Here is a 17,094-nt window from a genome sequence, read left to right as displayed (position 1 = left end):
TAATAATTGGGAAGTAACAAATGGCTATGAAATCGATCACGCTTTCTGAGCAACCAATCATTCTAGAAAAACCAGCGATTTGGTCCCACTTGTTTTTGTGGATGATCATGCTGATGACCACTTCCGGTGTGGTTTGGGCTTATTTTGCTAGCGTAGAGCAAGCTGTCCCGGCTGTCGGCCAATTGGAACTAAAAGATGGTGCTAGAGACATCCAAGCACCCGCTACAGGGGCGGTGGTGAGACTTCACGTTGAAAATGGCGATCGCGTGGAAAAAAACCAGCCTCTGCTCACTTTCAACCCCCTAGCACCCGCTGCAGATTTAACGTCGGTCCAGAAAACTAAAGAGGCCCTGGAAAAAGAAAATAAATTTTACGAAGATGTTGTTAACGGCAAAGTTCAAGGCCCGATTCCTTCTAATTTAGAATCCACAATCAAGGACAGACAGAGCCTCGTGGCACAAAATCAAGTGCTGCAAGCTCTGATTGACGAGCTGTACCTCAACAGGGGATCGAGCGGAAATTTTGATGCCAGTCAGCAAGGACTGTATGTTAATTATCGATCGGAATTTCTCTCTCGCGTAGCCGCAGCCCAAGGTCAAGTTCAGGAGTTGGACAAACAACTGAAGCAAGCTGAGAATGCTGAAAAAGCTGCCGGCGCTCAAATGACCGTCGCACAGCAACAATTGGGCTTTGCTCAGAACCAATTAAATTATTCTCAACAGCAGTTAGCTTCTTCGCAAGAGCAAGTCAAATCAGCCCTAGCTCAAAAAGATTTGGCTGACGAACAGTTAGCAAAATCCCAACAAGTCTTGAAGTCTAATCAAGCCATTCTGGGCAGATTAGGCCCGCTGGTAGAGCAAGGAGCGATCGCCGAACTGCAAAAAGAAAAGCAAGAACAAGATGTTTTCAGAGGCCAAAGCGACGTTCTCAAACAGCAAGATCAAATCAAGCAGCGCGAAGGTGAAATCAACTCCCGCAAAGGCGAAATTAACACGCGCCGAGGCGAACTCAATACCCGCCGGGGTGAAATTAACGCCCGTCAAGGTGACATCGAAAAAATTGCCGCAGAAATAGAGCGCCAGCAAGGAGAACAAGCGCGAATTCAGGAGTCTATAGCCCGCGCCGAAGAACAGTTAAAAAACACTAAGGATGCCTGGGCTAGAGAACTGTACACCAAAATTGCTGAAAACCAGAAACAAATTGCCAGCAGCGATTCTCAGCTTAGCCGCTTAAAAGTAGAAAACCTCAAAAAGCTGTCTGAGGTAAATGCTCAGCTAGAAAAAGCGCAGCAAAACCGCGATACTCAAGTGCTGAAGTCTCCAGTCTCGGGGGTAATCTTTGATTTGAAACCTTCTAAGAAGCAGGATGCGAAGTTGGATATAGCGAAAGATCCGATTTGCCAATCCATCATTAACTCAGTGGTAAAGCCTGGGGATCCCCGCCCGAAACGCTGCGAAGAAGCTTATTACGAAGCGCAGCAAACTGAAAAGCTACTCAAGGTTTTGGATGACGAAAACGGTTTGGAAGCAGTTGTTTACCTCGAAAACAGCAACGTAGCTCTGGTATTGGATGCCATGAGACAGAAGCGCGAGAAATTGGAGCCGTATCATGGCAAACAATTAGATGGAGAAAAGATTGATTGCGAAAAAGGTAAAAGCTGCGTTTGTCCAGAGAAGGAAGTTAACAGAGAGAAATTGGGTCTGACAAAATACGCCTGCGTGCCTGTAGAAGTCAATGTTGAAGCTTTCCCGGCCTTGGAGTTTGGTACTGCTGAGGGTGAAGTGAAAGAGATTAGCAAGGATGCTGAGCCTCCTACCGAATTGCGGAAATACTACTCTTTCAAAACCAAAATCAAGCTCAAGAATCAAAAGTTTGTTTTGAACAAGAACAAGCCAAATCAACAGGAAGTTAACTTGCAGTCGGGAATGGCTGTAAGTTCTAATATCAATATCGGCAAGCGGACTGTTTTGCAGATGTTTATCAACCGATTTACTGGCAAACTGGATACGTTCAAGACTGTTAAGTAGCGAGCAGTTGACGGTTGACGGTTGACTGTTGACGGTTGACTGTTGACGGTTGACTGTTGACGGTTGACGGTTGACGGTTGACGGTTGACTGTTGACTGTTAATTGTCAGTCGAAAAGCTGATGACTGGATTTTACACTTCCGATGCTACCGGATTTGATGTTAATGAAAAAAAATATTTTATTTAGTCTATACCTAATTCCTGTTGTTTTATTAATCGGATTTGTAGCGCATTTTAGCATCAACGTTCCCATCGATGACGAGTGGAGATTAGCCCCCTTGTTTGAAAAAATCGCTCAGGGAAATATAACTTTTAACGATTTTTGGGCCTTGCACAGCAACCACCGCATAGTGTTCCCGAAAATAATTATTTCGCTGGTGGCTTTTGCTTCTAGATGGAATATTAATTATCAATTGTGTCTCAGTATAGGTTTGGCGGGGCTAACTTTTATCGCCACCTACAAGTTATCTTCTCTACAAGCTAAAAATGGAGATAATTTGTGGCATTTAGCTAATATTTTAACTTGTATTTTGGTGTTCTCCCTGGTTCAGCACGAAAACTGGCTTTGGGGATTTCAATTAGCCTGGTTTTTGGTAAATTTGTGTTGTGTATCAGCGGTTAATGTGCTGGTTTCAAATAACAAGTTTTCGCCTAAAATTAGAATATCTCTTGCTGCTCTATTCTGCTTTATTGCTAGTTTTTCCCTGGCTCAAGGTTTGCTTTCTTGGTTGGTGGCGATTCCGGCTATGATGGCTTTAGAAGGAAAAAGATTACATAAAAAAATCAGATTAATTGTATGGATGTTGCTGTTTGTGGCAACTTGTGCTATTTACTCAATAGATTATCATCCGAGCCGGAAAACAAGTATTATTTCATTGTTGAATAAGCCGCTGGTGGTGATTGATTATTTTTTAAGTTTGTTGGGTTCGCCAATTGTGCGATCGCCCGGAGTTTCGGCATTGGTAGGATTGGTAATATTCGCAAGTTTTATATTTTTTGTATGGCATTTTGGGAGAAAGATTACCGAGAATCGTGAGGCTTTGCCTTGGGTGTTAATAGGTTTGTTTTCGGTGTTGTCGTCTTTGTTTATTACCGCTGGTAGGGCAGAATTTGGGGCGGTTCAGGCGATCGAATCTTCGAGATATACGACTAATTCGATTTTGCTGTTGATTGCTTTGGTTCAGTTAGGGCAATTGTTTGTCAGAGGTAATATTGCTACCATAAATCGCAACTATAAATTTATTTATCAGGGATTGGCAGGGCTGTTAATTGCTATAATTATTGTTAACTCTCAGCAGGCGATCGCCCAAACTAGCTCGGCACTCCTTTACAAACAAGGCGCTCAAAATTGTTTGCAATTAATTAACTATTTGGAACCGTCGGAGTTTTTCAAGAATTCGCCAGAAAGCTGTTTGAGGGTGCTCAGCAAAAAAACTTGGCTGGTGAGAGAAGGCGCTGCAATTCTCGATCGAATAGGTTGGAAAAAGTTCGCTAAAAATGTAGAATTTATTGCTAATCCAGAGAAAGTTTACGGCTATTTAGACAAACCCCCAAGGGGCGAAAAATCTTTCAAGGCTGCTGGTTGGGCAGTTTTGCCAGAAAATTTGCAACAGCCTAAGATTGTACTGCTATCTGTCGGCGACAAACAATCTTTTTTTGCTAACGCTTATGTAAATTTGGACAGTCCCGATATTGCTAAGATTTTGCAATCGCAGTTGTACAATAATGCGAGGTGGGCGGTTGATTTGTCCGATCGCGATTTGTCGATCGCCCAAACTGAAATTAAAGCTTGGGTGTATAATCCTGTGGACAACCAATTTGTCCAGTTGCGCGGAGGATGAGGAGTGAAAATTTCGGTGATTGTACCAGCCCACAACGAAGAGGGCTGTTTGGAAGGTACTGTGCGGGCGATCGCCCAGACGCTCGATTTAGAAGGCATTCCGCACGAAATTTTGATTGTGAATGACAACAGTGTCGATCGAACAATTGACATTTGCCAGGAATTATCGCGGGAATTTCCCACAGTTAGATACATCAACAATCAGCCTCCCAACGGTTTTGGATTTGCCGTGCGACGAGGTTTAGCGGAATTTGACGGCGATGCTGTCGCAATTGTGATGGCCGATGCTTCCGACGATCCGAAGGATTTAGTAGCAGGATACCGCAAATTGCAAGCAGGATATGACTGCGTTTTCGGTTCCCGATTTATCAAAGGTGGCTTTGTCGTTGACTATCCAATTCACAAGTTAGCAATTAACCGCTTAGCAAACTGGTTTGTCAAAACTATTTTTGGCTGGCGCTACAACGATGTTACCAATGCTTTTAAACTCTACCGCCGAGAAGTGATTGAAGGCGTGCAGCCGATTTTAAGCCATCATTTTAATTTAACTGTCGAACTGCCTTTAAAAGCCATTGTCCGGGGTTTTTCCTATGCGGTAATTCCTCTGAGGTGGTACAATCGGACTGCTGGTATTTCTAAGCTAAAAATCAAAGAAATGGGCAGCCGATATTTATTTATTGTCTTGTATGTCTGGCTGGAAAAACATCTCTCTCGCGGCGACTACCACAGGACTAGAAAGATGAATGAGTTGAAATTAGATTTATTGGCCAAGTCAAGGACAGAAGCCCTTACTACGAACGAATAAAGACTGAAGTCTTTACTGCGAACCATATTTTAGCAATAATTTTAGTTAATGCCTGAAAGAATTTTAATTGTTGGCGGTGCGGGTTTTATCGGCAGTTGTTTGGCAATTGGCCTGAAGAAACTGCACCCGGAATGGCAAATAATTTGTTTGGATAACCTGCGCCGCCGGGGTTCGGAATTGAATATTCCGAGGCTTAAAAGTTGCGGAATTCAGTTTGTTTACGGGGATATTCGCACGGCGGCAGACTTAGATCCCGTTGCACTCAACCCTGACTGCATTATCGATTGCGCTGCGGAACCTTCGGTATTGGCTGGTTTTAGTTCGCCTCAGTATGTTTTGCAGACGAATTTATTGGGTACTGTGAATGTTTTGGAGTTGGCGAGACAGACTGGTGCGAGTTTGTTGTTTTTGTCTACGAGTCGGGTTTATCCGATCGCCACCGTGAAATCTGTTAAGCTGTTGGAGTTGGATGAGAGATTTGCGATCGCCCCAGAGCAAACATTACCCGGTATATCCGAGTTAGGCATATCAGAAAACTTCCCATTAAAAGGACACCGTTCGCTTTACGGAGCAACTAAATTAGCTTCGGAATTGCTGATTGAGGAATACAGAGAAGCATACAACCTGCAGGCAATTATTAACCGCTGCGGGTTAATTACCGGTGCTTGGCAAATGGGTAAAGTCGATCAAGGAGTTTGCGGTTTGTGGGTGGCTGCTCACTATTTCCAAAAGTCGCTGAATTATATCGGTTTTGGCGGCAGCGGGAAGCAAGTTAGAGATTTGCTGCACGTTGAAGATTTGTTGAGATTAGTTAATTATCAGTTAGAAAATTTTGCTAAATTTGACGGCGAAGTGTTTAATGTAGGCGGCGGTTTGAGCAACAGTCTTTCTTTGGTTGAGACAACTGATTTGTGCCGAAAAATTACCGGGAAATCGATTCCGATTCATCCTGTTTTGGAAGAACGGGCGGGGGATATTCCGATTTTTATTACCGATTCTTCTAGGGTGATGGAGAAAACTGGATGGAAGCCTATGATTGGCCCGGAAGCCGCTTTGCAGGATATTTATGATTGGATTGCGGCTAATGAGGCGGTTTTAAGTTCGATTTTGTAGGGATTTTTTGCATCGCAGATGTTTTGTGGAATTTGGTAATAAAACCATTTATTCTGCGCTAAGGAAACGGCAGTGCCCTGTCCTGTTTCATCCCTTCGGGTGTAACGCCATTTTCGGCAGTATTAATTATTGCCGTTGAGGTCGAGGTTTTCGATGATGGGAATTTCTGAAGGTGAAGAGGCTATTATCCGCAGGTTAATATCAACTATTATTTGATTTTTATCGAGAATTATATTGGCTTTTTTTATTGAAAATTTTATTGGTAAACAATCACCTGATTCAGATTCAGGAGACGACGGAGTTTGATATCCTGCGTCCTCCAGCCATTCACAAATCTTTCTCCAGTTTTCTACCTTTTCATCAGCTTTGCCTACAAGATTTTTGACATATTGATAAATAGTGTTGCAAAAGTCAACTGCAATCCCCTTAGGATTTTTACTGAGGGTTTCGGCAATTTCGGTGGGACTGTGGCCGCAGAGTAGACCGCGTAGATGTTGTTTCTCTGTGGGCGTGAGACGCTTGCCTTTGGCGGATGCGAGGTCTGTATAAAGGGTTTCTAAGTCCCAGTCGCGGGCAGCTTCTGTGAATTGTTCGTTAGGAGATGTCATGGGGATAGGTTTCTGGAGTTTTCCTAATTAAACTCTAACACGATTCCTAATGCTTATTAGTTTCGTGGCTAACCTTGGTTAAGTTATTTTAATATAAAGCAGTCTCATACTTCATCTCTGGCTGTCACGGGAAGGCTCACTTCTTTAGGGATGTCCTTTTGTGCTGGACAGAATTATCAAGCAAAAGTATCTAAGAAATTGCCTGTTTTTCAAATCACTAAAAATCACAGTTAGGAAATCACAGTTAGGAGTATTTTATGCCTTCATTCTACCCAGGTCAGAAAGCTAACGAACTTGCCAAGGAAGCTCAAGAGCGATTCGAGCGTGCGGTTGAAGATTTGAAAAGAGAAGAAGCAGCCACAAACAAATTGGCAGAAGAGTATGGTAAACTTCAACTGAATGTCATAAGAAGCACCATTAAGCGCTTTGTTACCTTCCTTGAAAATAGTGGTCGGAAAGCTTCAGAAAGTGAAAAGCGGCTTTTAGAAGGGATGGATTTTTCAGTTCAGCAGATGAACGAGTACAAAGCTGCGGCGGTAGGAGCAGAACAATATTTTATGGCTGGCTTTAAATCTGCTGGAGCAGCCGCAGCAGGTTACGGCGGTGCTATTGGTGCTGTTACTTCACTAGGAGCAGCAAGCACGGGAACAGCTATCTCAACTCTCAGTGGAGCGGCTGCTTGGAACGCAACTTTAGCATGGTTTGGCGGTGGAGCGATCGCGGCTGGTGGTGGCGGTATGGCTGTGGGTGCTGTTGTGCTAGGCGGTATTGCCCTTTTACCAGCTTTGGCGATTGGTGGCTTTTTTGCTGCTAGTGAAGGCGAGAAAGCGATGACAAAGGCACGGGAGCATGAAGCTCAAGTCAATAAGGCGATCGCAGACATGAAAGTTGCTAAGGATTTTGCAAAACAGGTAAGACAGCGGATAACTGAGTTGAAAGGAGTGTTTAAATCTATTAACACTCGTGCTCTGGAAGGTTTGAGCCAACTGGAATCTCAGCCGTTTGATAGTAAGAGGGATGCTGAGAAGTTCCAACAGGTAGGACTTCAGATGAAGGGACTTGTAGAAATGTTGAAAACTCCAGTTTTAAACAATGGCGGTAAGCTTAACCTTGGTACTGTGAAAATTTTGGAGAAATATCGGATTTTACCAGGTAAATAGACATCACAATCAAAGTAGTCTCAAGACTTACGCAGAAAATCTATTTGTAGGGTGGGCATTTCCCACCTTACTACTGAAAAAAAAGGAGGTTGCAATGAATCCTTGGGAAATTTTAGGAAATGTTGGTGATTTACATAAGATATGTACTGAGAATGACTTCGCAAAAGAAAACCAAGCCGGTGCAGTTGTAGGAGGAGGTGCAGCACTTGCGGCTGGTGTAACTTTAGGTGCGGCTGCTCTAGGGCCTCTGGCTATTCCTGTAATCATGTTTGGCGGTGCACTGGCTGGTGCCACAGGAGAATCTACAGTTAAGAATGTAGGCAAAGGCGTATCTAAGGGAATTACAGGATTTTGGGATTTCTTCAAGAGTGATAAAAATTTTTTTGACCGAGGAATAAAAAGGCTTGAGAATAGAGAGTATGGAGCAGCTATTGAAGATTTTACGAAAGCGATTGAACTCAATTCTCAAAATGCTCATGCCTACTTTGTGCGTGGCTGTATTCTTGATGAACAGCAAAATTATGCAGGAGCAATTTCAGATTACACTACAACTATCCAAATCGATCCTAGCTATGTCGATGCTTACCGTAATCGAGGTAACATTTACGTCGCTAAAAATGATTATAGGAAAGCAATTTACGACTATACCCAAGTCATTAAACTCGCTCCCGGCAATGCGGATATCTACTTAATACGAGGAAGTGCCTACAGCGAAATAAAAAATTATAAACAAGCTATTCCTGACTTCACTCAAGTTATCACTCTCGCTCCTAGTAATGTGAATGCCTACTACTGTCGTGGTTTAGCATATACTGAACTAGAGGATTATAACAGTGGAATTGCCGATTATACCCAAGTTATCAAACTTGACCCTCAATGTGTCGATGCCTACTTCATGCGTGGCTGTCTACTTGTTAAGCTAGAACATTACAAAAAAGCGGTTGTAGACTTTACTAAAGTTATAAAAGCTAAACCTTATGATGCTGACCCGTATTTTAAGCGGGGTTATGCTCGCGAAAAAGTAAAGAATTATAAAGGAGCTCTTGCCGATTTCACTCAGGTTATAAAGCTTAGCCCTAATGAAGCCGTTAATTATTTGTATCGCGGTCATGCACACGTAGCAAACAAGGATTATGATAGTGCAATAGCTGACTACAATCAAGTCATCAAGAGAGAACCAAACTGTACACATGCTTATTTTCACCGGGGATGTGTCCGCCACGAAAAGGGAGACAAGCGGGGAGCTATTGCCGACTACAATCAGGTCATCAAAATAGAGCCAGACAATGCTTATGCCTACGTTAAAAGGGGTTCTCTACGCAGAGAAAAGGCAAAAAGAGAGGAAGCGGTAGCAGATTTTCAGAAAGCTATCAGCCTCTTTCGCAAAGAATCCATGATGGATGAAGTCCGCAATCTTCAAAAAGAAGTCCGCAATCTTCAAAAGGAAATTAAGAATACTCCTTGGTGGCAGACACGGGTGTTTTAGGATTCTGTTCTGTAGAAATATCGAATTTTACCAGGCAAATAGAAATGATAGCTAAAAAAGTTCCTGTAAAAATCTTTAATCCAGGCTCTGCTGCTGACTACTTCCGCGATGTTGTTGAAGCTTACACCGAATACAAAATAGTTGCCGAGCAAGAACAGACTAAACGGCGTGGTATAGAAGCTTGGGAAAAAGCAACAATTGCCGACATTCAAGCAAAACGCGATGCTTTAATCAACTATCTTGAATGCTCGTTTGATGAGCGTGCTAAGAACTTTAACTTTCTGTTTAGAAAGGTCGATGAGGCAATAGCAATCGGTGATAACAACCAGTTAGCTTTAGCCATAACTTCAATTACCGAAATAGCTAAGTCCAGTCCGTTCAAAGACCTTGCTGATTTAACATCTGTCAGAACAGCCCTTGACGATCCAGATCATGAATGGGAGTTTTAAGCCAACCAATACAAGCGATCGCCCTGATCTGCAAAAAATCAACATGAAACACACTCTGAACCGTCAGCGATCGCTCGAAATGGCCTGTCTGTCCCAACTAACCTACGTCGCCTACAACCAAGGCTTAGAAGCTGTGCGCGATATCCTCAAATCAGGATGTTCACCCTTAGTCCGTCAGTACGAAACAATAGAGTTTATTCAAGCGCCGCGTGCCTTGATTTCAACAAGTGATTTTGCTTGCTGCGGTTTGGCTTTGTCTGCACCCAACGAGATTGCGATCGCCATTAGAGGAACAGAAAACCTAGACGATTATTTTTTAAATTTACTGGCAGAGTCTAATTCACAAGGCATTCATTCAGGATTTGACACTTTTGTAGAGCGTTTTTGGGAACAATTGCAAGAGTTTATATTGCGAGAATATAATAGCAGAAAAGACGTTTTTATTACTGGACACAGTTTGGGAGGCGCAGCAGCTACACTCATTACCAAACGGCTTCAAAAATCTGGTTTGAAGCTAATTGAGCCTTATGTTTTAGAAACTTACACTTTTGGCGCACCGCCAGTCAGCACCGAAGAATTCATACTAGATACGCCGTTATACAGATTTCGTAATGCTGGGGACTTCATCCCACACTTGCCAGAAATAATTGCCGTTGCAATTAAGCGGATACCAGGTTTACGAGGGGCGATCGCTAACTGGAAACCTGGTTTGTTAGAAACACTTTCTAACTATTCCCATTTAGAGGCTGAGTATCTTATAGAAAATGATTATTCATGCCGTCAATTAGATGAACCTGACATCAGTAAGATTTGGCAGTGGGTTCAGTTTTCGAGAATTTTACTGCCACAGCTACGAGTTAAAACCCAAGGAGATGAAGAAAAATCGGGTGTTAAGGCTAGATTGAGAAAGCTGGTTCAAACTTTGATTCAAGCCTCATTACAAGAACATCGCGCTATTAAATATGTAGAAAGGCTGAATTTTGGTAATCTTCCACCTTGGATTAAGTAGGTAGAATAAATGTTTGCCAAAAGGCGGGCACCTTCCGCAATCTTCGCGAAACCCAAGACGTGCAGGATGTCAATGATACGGCGGACGCTTCTGGGAGTTCCGCACAGCAGCAAGCGGACGGTTTTTCTGTCGGTGAGTGCTTCAAAACTTTGATAGACATACCTTATGAGGGCATGAATATTGCGCGCGTTAGGGGTTTTACGGATGCCGATCAAGCTACGCTAAAAGCCTGACGGGGCGGTGTGCGATCGCACTTTGTAGAAAATCCATATTTTCGTTTTCGGCAAGTGCGATTCAAACTGAGATGTTGCACCATTCTCAATAAGCTTAAATAAACCGGGTTTATGAACAAAAAATATACGTTTTGGCGTTTAATTTTTGCTCCTATTCCCGGTTTATGACTATTGTGCAAGATATTAGATAGAAACGAAATTTTCTATTGCTTTGTCGATCGCAATTTTTGCGTCAAATTCCAGCAGCCATTACGATGCTGAAAAACATAAGCCCCCGGTTCTCCATAGGTTTTGACTAAATCTTCTGACTCCGTACCAGTGGTATTTCCAGTGTACTTATATTGAGCCTTGATATAATCCACTCGAAACCTGTCTTTAGAGACGCGCCTCAAATCAATTTTTAGCCTGGTATAAGGACTATTATCGACACTAGAAGGGACAAGCATCACCCAACGATAATCCCGCAAGCTAATACTAAATTCATCGTCTTGGCGGCGCATCACTTCCAGCAGTTGGCTGGGATTTTCATAATTCCGCACTTCAATGCGATTTGCTGTGTAAGTCGATCGCATATCCGTCCCTTGATAGTCTTTTCCCCTCACGAAATTCTCAAAAAATTGTTTGTATTCATCAGGCGCACAGTATGCAGGTACGGCGGCTTGACGCGGTATATTGTCTTTGGTTTCCGATTGGGCGATGTTTTGTTTTTGCGTTGGGATACTTTGGGCGCCGGAGGGGGCATTTGCACTATAAATTGGGATGAGTGCTGTGAATATTAGCGGTATCAGCTTGCGATAATTCATTAATTTTTGAATTGATTATGGACTTACCAAGCTCAAAAAAATCTGGTTTTTAACAGATTTTAGAGAAAATTGAATTGGGTAGTGAGTCGAGAATTGCCTTAGCGAAGCCCTCGCAGAGAATCGTACTTTCTTCAGTCCGATCGGGCTGACTTCGTGTGTATAGACGCGGTTTCAAGCGCCGACTCTGATCAATATAAATTATAACTATGCTTCGATGCTTTGACAAACATTTGACCTCCCAAAAACCGCCACAAAAAAGGCAATTTTAAGTAAATTTTTAACAGCAGCGGTGAGGCCGGGCGCCCTTTCGTTGAAAACGGTAAAAATCTCGGTATCATCACCTCAACTTTAAACCCCACAGTTTGTAAAAGCTCTTGCAGCGATAAGTGCGTAATCGGTAATTGATGATCGATAAAATCGTAGTATTCTTTGTAAGAGTATTTAAAATTAGGCTGAATTATCAAAAGTGAGCCGCTGGGCTTCAGCGCATCAAAGCAAAACGAGATAATTTCTACAAGTTCCTCTTTGTTGCGGAGATGTTCAAAAAAATTAGAGATAAATATCCGGTCAAATTGTTTGGCAAAAACGGATTTATCTCCACAGTTTAAAACATCAACATTCAGTATTTTTACATCAGGATTGGCAAATAACTTTGAATCGGGATTGAGGTCAATCAAACATTTTTGGTCAGCCAGAATTTGATTGATAAACTCGCAATATCCGCCGCCAATATCTAAAACCGCTGACTCTGGAGGAACATAATCTTGTAAAAACTCATCAATTAGAACTTTCCAGAGTGCCACCTTCGCTTGCATTTGGCGGGAATCAAATCGGTTAGCGTACAAGTTTTTGAGATATGTGTCAGTTTTCATAGTAAGATACCATAGACTAAGTATGAGTTTATCACGCGATACAGGCCACTATGAACGTTATATCTACCGAAATACCGGAAGTTTTGATAATTGAGCCGAAAATTTTTGGAGACGATCGCGGTTTCTTTTTCGAGAGTTTCAATCACCAAGCTTTCGTAGAAAAAACAGGCGTAACAACAGAATTTGTTCAAGACAATCATTCCAAGTCTTCTAAAAATGTCCTGCGCGGTTTGCACTACCAAATGCAGCAGCCTCAAGGTAAATTGCTGCGGGTAATTGCGGGCGAAATATTTGACGTAGCGGTGGATATTAGAAAAAGTTCGCCGACTTTTGGGAAGTCCGTGGGCTGTTTGTTGAGTGCAGAAAATAAACGGCAACTTTGGGTACCCGCAGGTTTTGCTCACGGTTTTTTAGTAGTATCAGACATTGCTGAAGTTTTGTACAAAACTACAGATTACTATGCACCCGGACACGAACGGTGTATTGTATGGAATGACCCGGATTTGGCGATCGACTGGCCGCTAGATGGTGCCCAACCAATCTTATCAGCTAAAGACAAAGCCGGACAAACGTTGAAAAAAGCTCAAGTGTTTTAATCGTGAAAATTTTACTCGCAGGCGGCAGCGGACAGCTAGCTCAAGAATTGCAGTCGATTTTATTATCTTTAGGAGAGGTTATTGCGGTCGATCGCACTCGCGTCGATTTGTCCCAACCCGAAACCATCCGCCAAGCAATGGCAGAAATCCAACCCAATTTAGTGATCAATTCCGGCGCTTATACTGCGGTAGACAAAGCCGAAAGCGAACCAGAATTAGCACAAACAGTCAACGGCATTGCACCGGGAATTTTCGCAGAAGAATGCGAAAAACTGGGAGCAACTTTGATTCAATTTTCCACCGATTACGTATTTGATGGCAGCAGCGGTTCTGCTTATCTCGAAACAGATTCTACCAACCCGCTGGGAACTTACGGCAAGTCAAAATTAGCAGGCGAGGAAGCAATTCGGCAAGCGGGAAACCGACATATTATTATTAGAACCGCCTGGGTTTACGGCAACGGCGGCAAAGGTAATTTTGTCAAAACTATGCTGAGGTTGGGAAAGGAAAGAGAAGAGATTCGAGTAGTAGCAGATCAGATCGGAAGTCCAACTTGGACGGCCGATTTGGGGGCTGCGACTGCCCAAATTATCCCGAATCTAGGGCCAGAAACTTTTGGAACTTACCACTATACTAACAGCGGTGTTTGTAGTTGGTACGATTTTGCGATCGCCATTTTTGAAGAAGCAGAAAAACTGGGCTTTCCCCTCAAAATTAAGCGCGTAATTCCCATCACTACCGCCGAGTATCCAACACCCGCAAAACGTCCCGCTTTTTCGGTTCTCTCTACGGTAAAAATATCAGCACTTTTGGGCGCGCATCCTCCCCACTGGCGGCAAGAACTCAGACAAATGCTGGCAAAAGAAGTCAAATAAAAAACTGAGTAAACCTCAAAACGCGAGGGCGGGTTTTGTTCATAAATTATCTGTTGCAAGCTGTACAGCATCTAGGGGGATCTGGCTTAACTGAACTTTATTGAGCAAAACCTACCCCATCAATTAAAAATCTTCCCCAAATCCATGAAATTACAACAAAAATCTATTTTAATTGCGGCATCAGTTATCGCGATTTTGATACCAGCCTCCTATATTTTGTACCTGATATCGCAAGGGGGAGACTTGTCTAATTTTGATTATTGGTGGATGACATGGAATTTTTATTCAGTAGATGGTTTTTCGACAAATCCTTTGAATTGGATATTTCGGGCAAACGAGCATTTTGTCTTCATTCCGGCAATTATCTATGCCTTGAATATCGCTGTCACCCAAGGTTCAAATATTGGTTTGTGCTTAGTTGCCTGGTTTTTAGCTTTGATTCAGTGCCACGTACTAATTGCTTTGCTGCCATTAAAATTGAGGCGCGATCCTCTGCTGTTTATATTAATTGTCCTTAGCATTTCTATTTTTAGTTTTACACCGGCGGCGGCTCACAATTGGATGCGGGGATTCAGCGGTGTTCACTGGATAATTGCTAATTTATTTGTAATTTGTTCAATATTTTGTTTGCAATTTTATGCGAAGCTTTTGTTAGAAAAAAAAGAGGCGCAAACCCTGAATATTAATTCCCCTGCAGAGCCTGGAAACGAGGGATGGAAACCAAATAACTGGGTAATTGGTAGTATTGTGTTTGGAATTTTAGGCTGTGTTAGTTACAGCACTCCTTTGGGTTTGTGGCCGATATTGTGTGCTGCTGCGGTTGTGCTGCAGTTTCCTCGGCGAATAACTTATTGGTATTTCGGTGCTTCGATTGCAGTGGTTGGTCTTTATTTCTTAACTTATAAAACTCCAGCAAATCACCCTTCTTTAACTAAAGTTAACCCGCTCAAAGCTCTCGAATATATTCCTATTTATCTCGGTGGAATTTTTAGCGAAGATGTGATTATCGCATCAATTTTTGGTATAATTGGTTTGATTGCTGTAACGGGTTTTATCAGTTATTGGCTATTAGTAAAAAAAGTAGAGCGCCTAAATTGGCTGCCTTGGCTGTCAATTCAATTGTACGCGCTACAAACGGCGTTAATGGCCGCTGTTAGCCGATCGGGATTTGGCATCGAACAGGCCACCGCTTCCCGCTACGCGACACTCCCCGCCTTGTTTTGGATGAGCACAATTGTTCTCGCAGTCTTGTGCGTGCGGGAGTTTCAGTCGGCACCGAGAATCCAAAAACGTTGGCTGACACCGCTGTTTGCAGTCACCACAGCCGCCGTTATTTTAATGTACGGGGTGGGAGGCGAAACTGCAATGGCGATCGCCCGCAGAGCAACCTATCAACCATTAGTATCACTTTCATTGCAATTAGGCATCACCGACATAACATTAATCAAAGACAAAGTAGGCAACAAACCGGCGGCATTTGTCGGATTAATCGATGCTTTAAAAAATAACAACTTAGTACCATTCAATCGAAACATCAAAAAACACAATTTCTGTGCAGCATTAGACACACAAATCGAGCCCAATTTACTTTCAGCACCCAAAGACGGAGTACCCGGATATTTTGATACACTAACTACCCTCGCACCCGCCGCCGCCAGAGTAATTGGCTGGGTAGGAGACCCCGAAAATAATGTAAAATGTATTGCCATTCTCAACCAAGAAAATGTCGTTCGAGGTTTTGCAATGTCAGGATTCCCGCGTCCCGACTTAGTTAAATTGTTTGGCACAGCCTATCAATTTGCAGCTTGGAGAGGATACGTTCAAACATCGCCAACAGATACATTATTGACAGCCTATGCCTCATTTAAAAACCGTCAAGGCTGGGTAGCTTTGCGAAACTCCCAAGTTCTCGATAAAAACTAAAACACCTCTCTTTCTCCTTCTCTGCGCCCTCTGCGCCCTCTGCGGTTAATAAAAAAATCTCATTTACAACACAAATGAAATAGAATAGCTTTATGCCAAAAGACCTCAGTTTCGTAATCCCCGTTCACAACGAAGAAGCCACCCTAAAATTGCTGTTTGAAAAAATAAAAATTGTCATGTCCCAAGCAGAGATTGACAGTTACGAAGTCATTTTCATAGACGACGGCAGTCGCGATGCTTCTTGGCGAGAAATTGCAGATTTAGCCAGCCAACATCCCAAACTAATTAAGGCCATAAAAATGCGCCGCAACTTTGGTAAATCCGCCGCACTTTCAGCAGGATTTCGCAATGCAGCAGGGAGAATTATATTTACTCTCGATGCCGATTTGCAGGACAACCCAGCCGAGATTCCCAAATTTTTAGATAGTTTAGAATTGGGATTCGATTTAGTTTCCGGTTGGCGCAAACAGCGGAACGACCCGCTTTCTAAAACCTTACCTTCCAAGCTGTTTAATGCCGTGGCGTGTTTGATGACTGGGGTAAAAATGCACGACATGAATTGCGGTTTCAAAGCTTATCGCCGGGAAGTTTTGCAGTCGATTAAATTGTACGGGGAATTGCACCGCTACATTCCCGCTTTAGCAAATAATTTGGGTTTTAAAATTGGTGAAGTAGTCGTCGAACACCATCCGCGAAAACATGGAAAATCTAATTATGGTTGGGAACGTTATGCGCGGGGTTTTATTGATTTGTTGACGGTGTTAGCCACAACGCACTATTTGCACAAACCGGGTCATTTGTTTGGGGGATTGGGATTGTCTTTTGGCTTAGTGGGAAGTATTTCGCTTGGTTATTTGATTGTTATTTGGTTTCTGAATTTGGCGGGGATGGGTTTTGGGCCTATCGGGAATCGACCTTTGTTATTTTTTGGGATTTTGTGTACAATTCTATCGGTGCAGTTGATTTCTTTAGGGATTTTGGCTGAGTTGATTGCGCGGAATGTGGCTGCTGATTATGTGGATAAGCAGATTTGTGAAATTATTGATGATTCGGGTTTTGATGTTTAACCGCAAATAAGATTTGGCGGTTGAAACCGCCCAGAAACCGCCCAGCAAATAAGATTCGGCGGTTGAAACCGCATCTACACAAACAAAGTTGGCCTGCGCCAACTAGGGCGTCGGTTCAGTATTAGGAGTTGACAAAACAAACTGAAAATGATATGTGAATTGAAAAGCCTGTTAAATTCTGACAATCAGGAAGAAGGAAGAAACCTTATGCGCCCTCCCTTATGGCATC

General features: G+C 42.8%; 16 protein-coding genes. 13 read left to right on the top strand and 3 right to left on the bottom strand.

Annotated features, from left to right (window positions below; genetic code table 11):
- Positions 1–20 precede the first annotated feature (20 nt).
- From IQ263_RS13140 to IQ263_RS13125, 4 genes are all read left to right on the top strand, one after another.
- Entirely contained in the window at positions 21–2,027 is a 2,007-nt protein-coding gene (locus IQ263_RS13140) for a putative HlyD family type I secretion protein (protein ID WP_194009723.1), read from the top strand.
- Positions 2,028–2,190: 163 nt separating this feature from the next.
- Positions 2,191–3,867 carry a hypothetical protein gene (locus IQ263_RS13135; RefSeq protein WP_194067818.1) on the top strand — a complete coding sequence of 559 codons (1,677 nt, stop codon included), beginning with the start codon at positions 2,191–2,193 and terminating at the stop codon, positions 3,865–3,867.
- A gap of 3 nt (positions 3,868–3,870) precedes the next feature.
- Complete coding sequence (locus IQ263_RS13130) at positions 3,871–4,671, top strand: glycosyltransferase family 2 protein (protein ID WP_194009721.1); 801 nt, start codon at positions 3,871–3,873, stop codon at positions 4,669–4,671.
- A 48-nt stretch (positions 4,672–4,719) separates the two neighbouring features.
- Positions 4,720–5,784, top strand: coding sequence for an NAD-dependent epimerase/dehydratase family protein (locus tag IQ263_RS13125; protein ID WP_194067817.1), 1,065 nt, complete (start codon positions 4,720–4,722; stop codon positions 5,782–5,784).
- Between the two features lie 122 nt (positions 5,785–5,906).
- Here the strand turns inward: IQ263_RS13125 and IQ263_RS13120 are convergent, their stop codons facing one another.
- Entirely contained in the window at positions 5,907–6,392 is a 486-nt protein-coding gene (locus IQ263_RS13120; RefSeq protein WP_194067816.1) for a helix-turn-helix transcriptional regulator, read from the bottom strand.
- Between the two features lie 257 nt (positions 6,393–6,649).
- Between IQ263_RS13120 and IQ263_RS13115 the strand changes: the two genes are divergently transcribed.
- The 5 genes from IQ263_RS13115 to IQ263_RS13095 all read left to right on the top strand — a co-directional run bounded on the left by IQ263_RS13115 (position 6,650) and on the right by IQ263_RS13095 (position 10,729).
- Positions 6,650–7,552 carry a hypothetical protein gene (locus tag IQ263_RS13115; RefSeq protein WP_194067815.1) on the top strand — a complete coding sequence of 301 codons (903 nt, stop codon included), beginning with the start codon at positions 6,650–6,652 and terminating at the stop codon, positions 7,550–7,552.
- 94 nt (positions 7,553–7,646) lie between these two features.
- Positions 7,647–9,038, top strand: a complete 1,392-nt coding sequence (locus IQ263_RS13110) for a tetratricopeptide repeat protein (RefSeq protein WP_194067814.1) — start codon at positions 7,647–7,649, stop codon at positions 9,036–9,038.
- A 44-nt stretch (positions 9,039–9,082) separates the two neighbouring features.
- Complete coding sequence (locus IQ263_RS28515) at positions 9,083–9,487, top strand: hypothetical protein (RefSeq protein WP_228050019.1); 405 nt, start codon at positions 9,083–9,085, stop codon at positions 9,485–9,487.
- Between the two features lie 43 nt (positions 9,488–9,530).
- Positions 9,531–10,496, top strand: a complete 966-nt coding sequence (locus IQ263_RS13100) for a lipase family protein (RefSeq protein WP_194067813.1) — start codon at positions 9,531–9,533, stop codon at positions 10,494–10,496.
- 59 nt (positions 10,497–10,555) lie between these two features.
- Positions 10,556–10,729, top strand: coding sequence for a hypothetical protein (locus IQ263_RS13095; protein WP_194067812.1), 174 nt, complete (start codon positions 10,556–10,558; stop codon positions 10,727–10,729).
- A gap of 203 nt (positions 10,730–10,932) precedes the next feature.
- Here IQ263_RS13095 and IQ263_RS28510 read toward each other — a convergent pair whose 3' ends face one another.
- Entirely contained in the window at positions 10,933–11,532 is a 600-nt protein-coding gene (locus IQ263_RS28510) for a hypothetical protein (RefSeq protein ID WP_228050018.1), read from the bottom strand.
- A gap of 188 nt (positions 11,533–11,720) precedes the next feature.
- Complete coding sequence (locus tag IQ263_RS13085; RefSeq protein WP_194067811.1) at positions 11,721–12,404, bottom strand: class I SAM-dependent methyltransferase; 684 nt, start codon at positions 12,402–12,404, stop codon at positions 11,721–11,723.
- Positions 12,405–12,454: 50 nt separating this feature from the next.
- On the opposite strand from IQ263_RS13085, the gene rfbC reads away from it, so the two are divergent.
- From rfbC to IQ263_RS13065, 4 genes are all read left to right on the top strand, one after another.
- Complete coding sequence (gene rfbC / locus IQ263_RS13080) at positions 12,455–13,000, top strand: dTDP-4-dehydrorhamnose 3,5-epimerase (RefSeq protein WP_194009709.1); 546 nt, start codon at positions 12,455–12,457, stop codon at positions 12,998–13,000.
- 2 nt (positions 13,001–13,002) lie between these two features.
- Entirely contained in the window at positions 13,003–13,875 is an 873-nt protein-coding gene (gene rfbD / locus IQ263_RS13075) for a dTDP-4-dehydrorhamnose reductase (RefSeq protein ID WP_194067810.1), read from the top strand.
- Between the two features lie 144 nt (positions 13,876–14,019).
- Positions 14,020–15,798, top strand: a complete 1,779-nt coding sequence (locus tag IQ263_RS13070) for a hypothetical protein (protein ID WP_194067809.1) — start codon at positions 14,020–14,022, stop codon at positions 15,796–15,798.
- Between the two features lie 92 nt (positions 15,799–15,890).
- Positions 15,891–16,865, top strand: a complete 975-nt coding sequence (locus IQ263_RS13065) for a glycosyltransferase family 2 protein (protein ID WP_194067808.1) — start codon at positions 15,891–15,893, stop codon at positions 16,863–16,865.
- Positions 16,866–17,094 lie beyond the last annotated feature (229 nt).

The sequence above is a fragment of the Tychonema sp. LEGE 06208 genome, from assembly GCF_015207505.1.
Classification (GTDB): Bacteria; Cyanobacteriota; Cyanobacteriia; order Cyanobacteriales; family Microcoleaceae; genus Microcoleus.
Note: the sequence above shows the minus strand (reverse complement) of the source record. Positions and strands in the feature narration are given on the sequence as shown.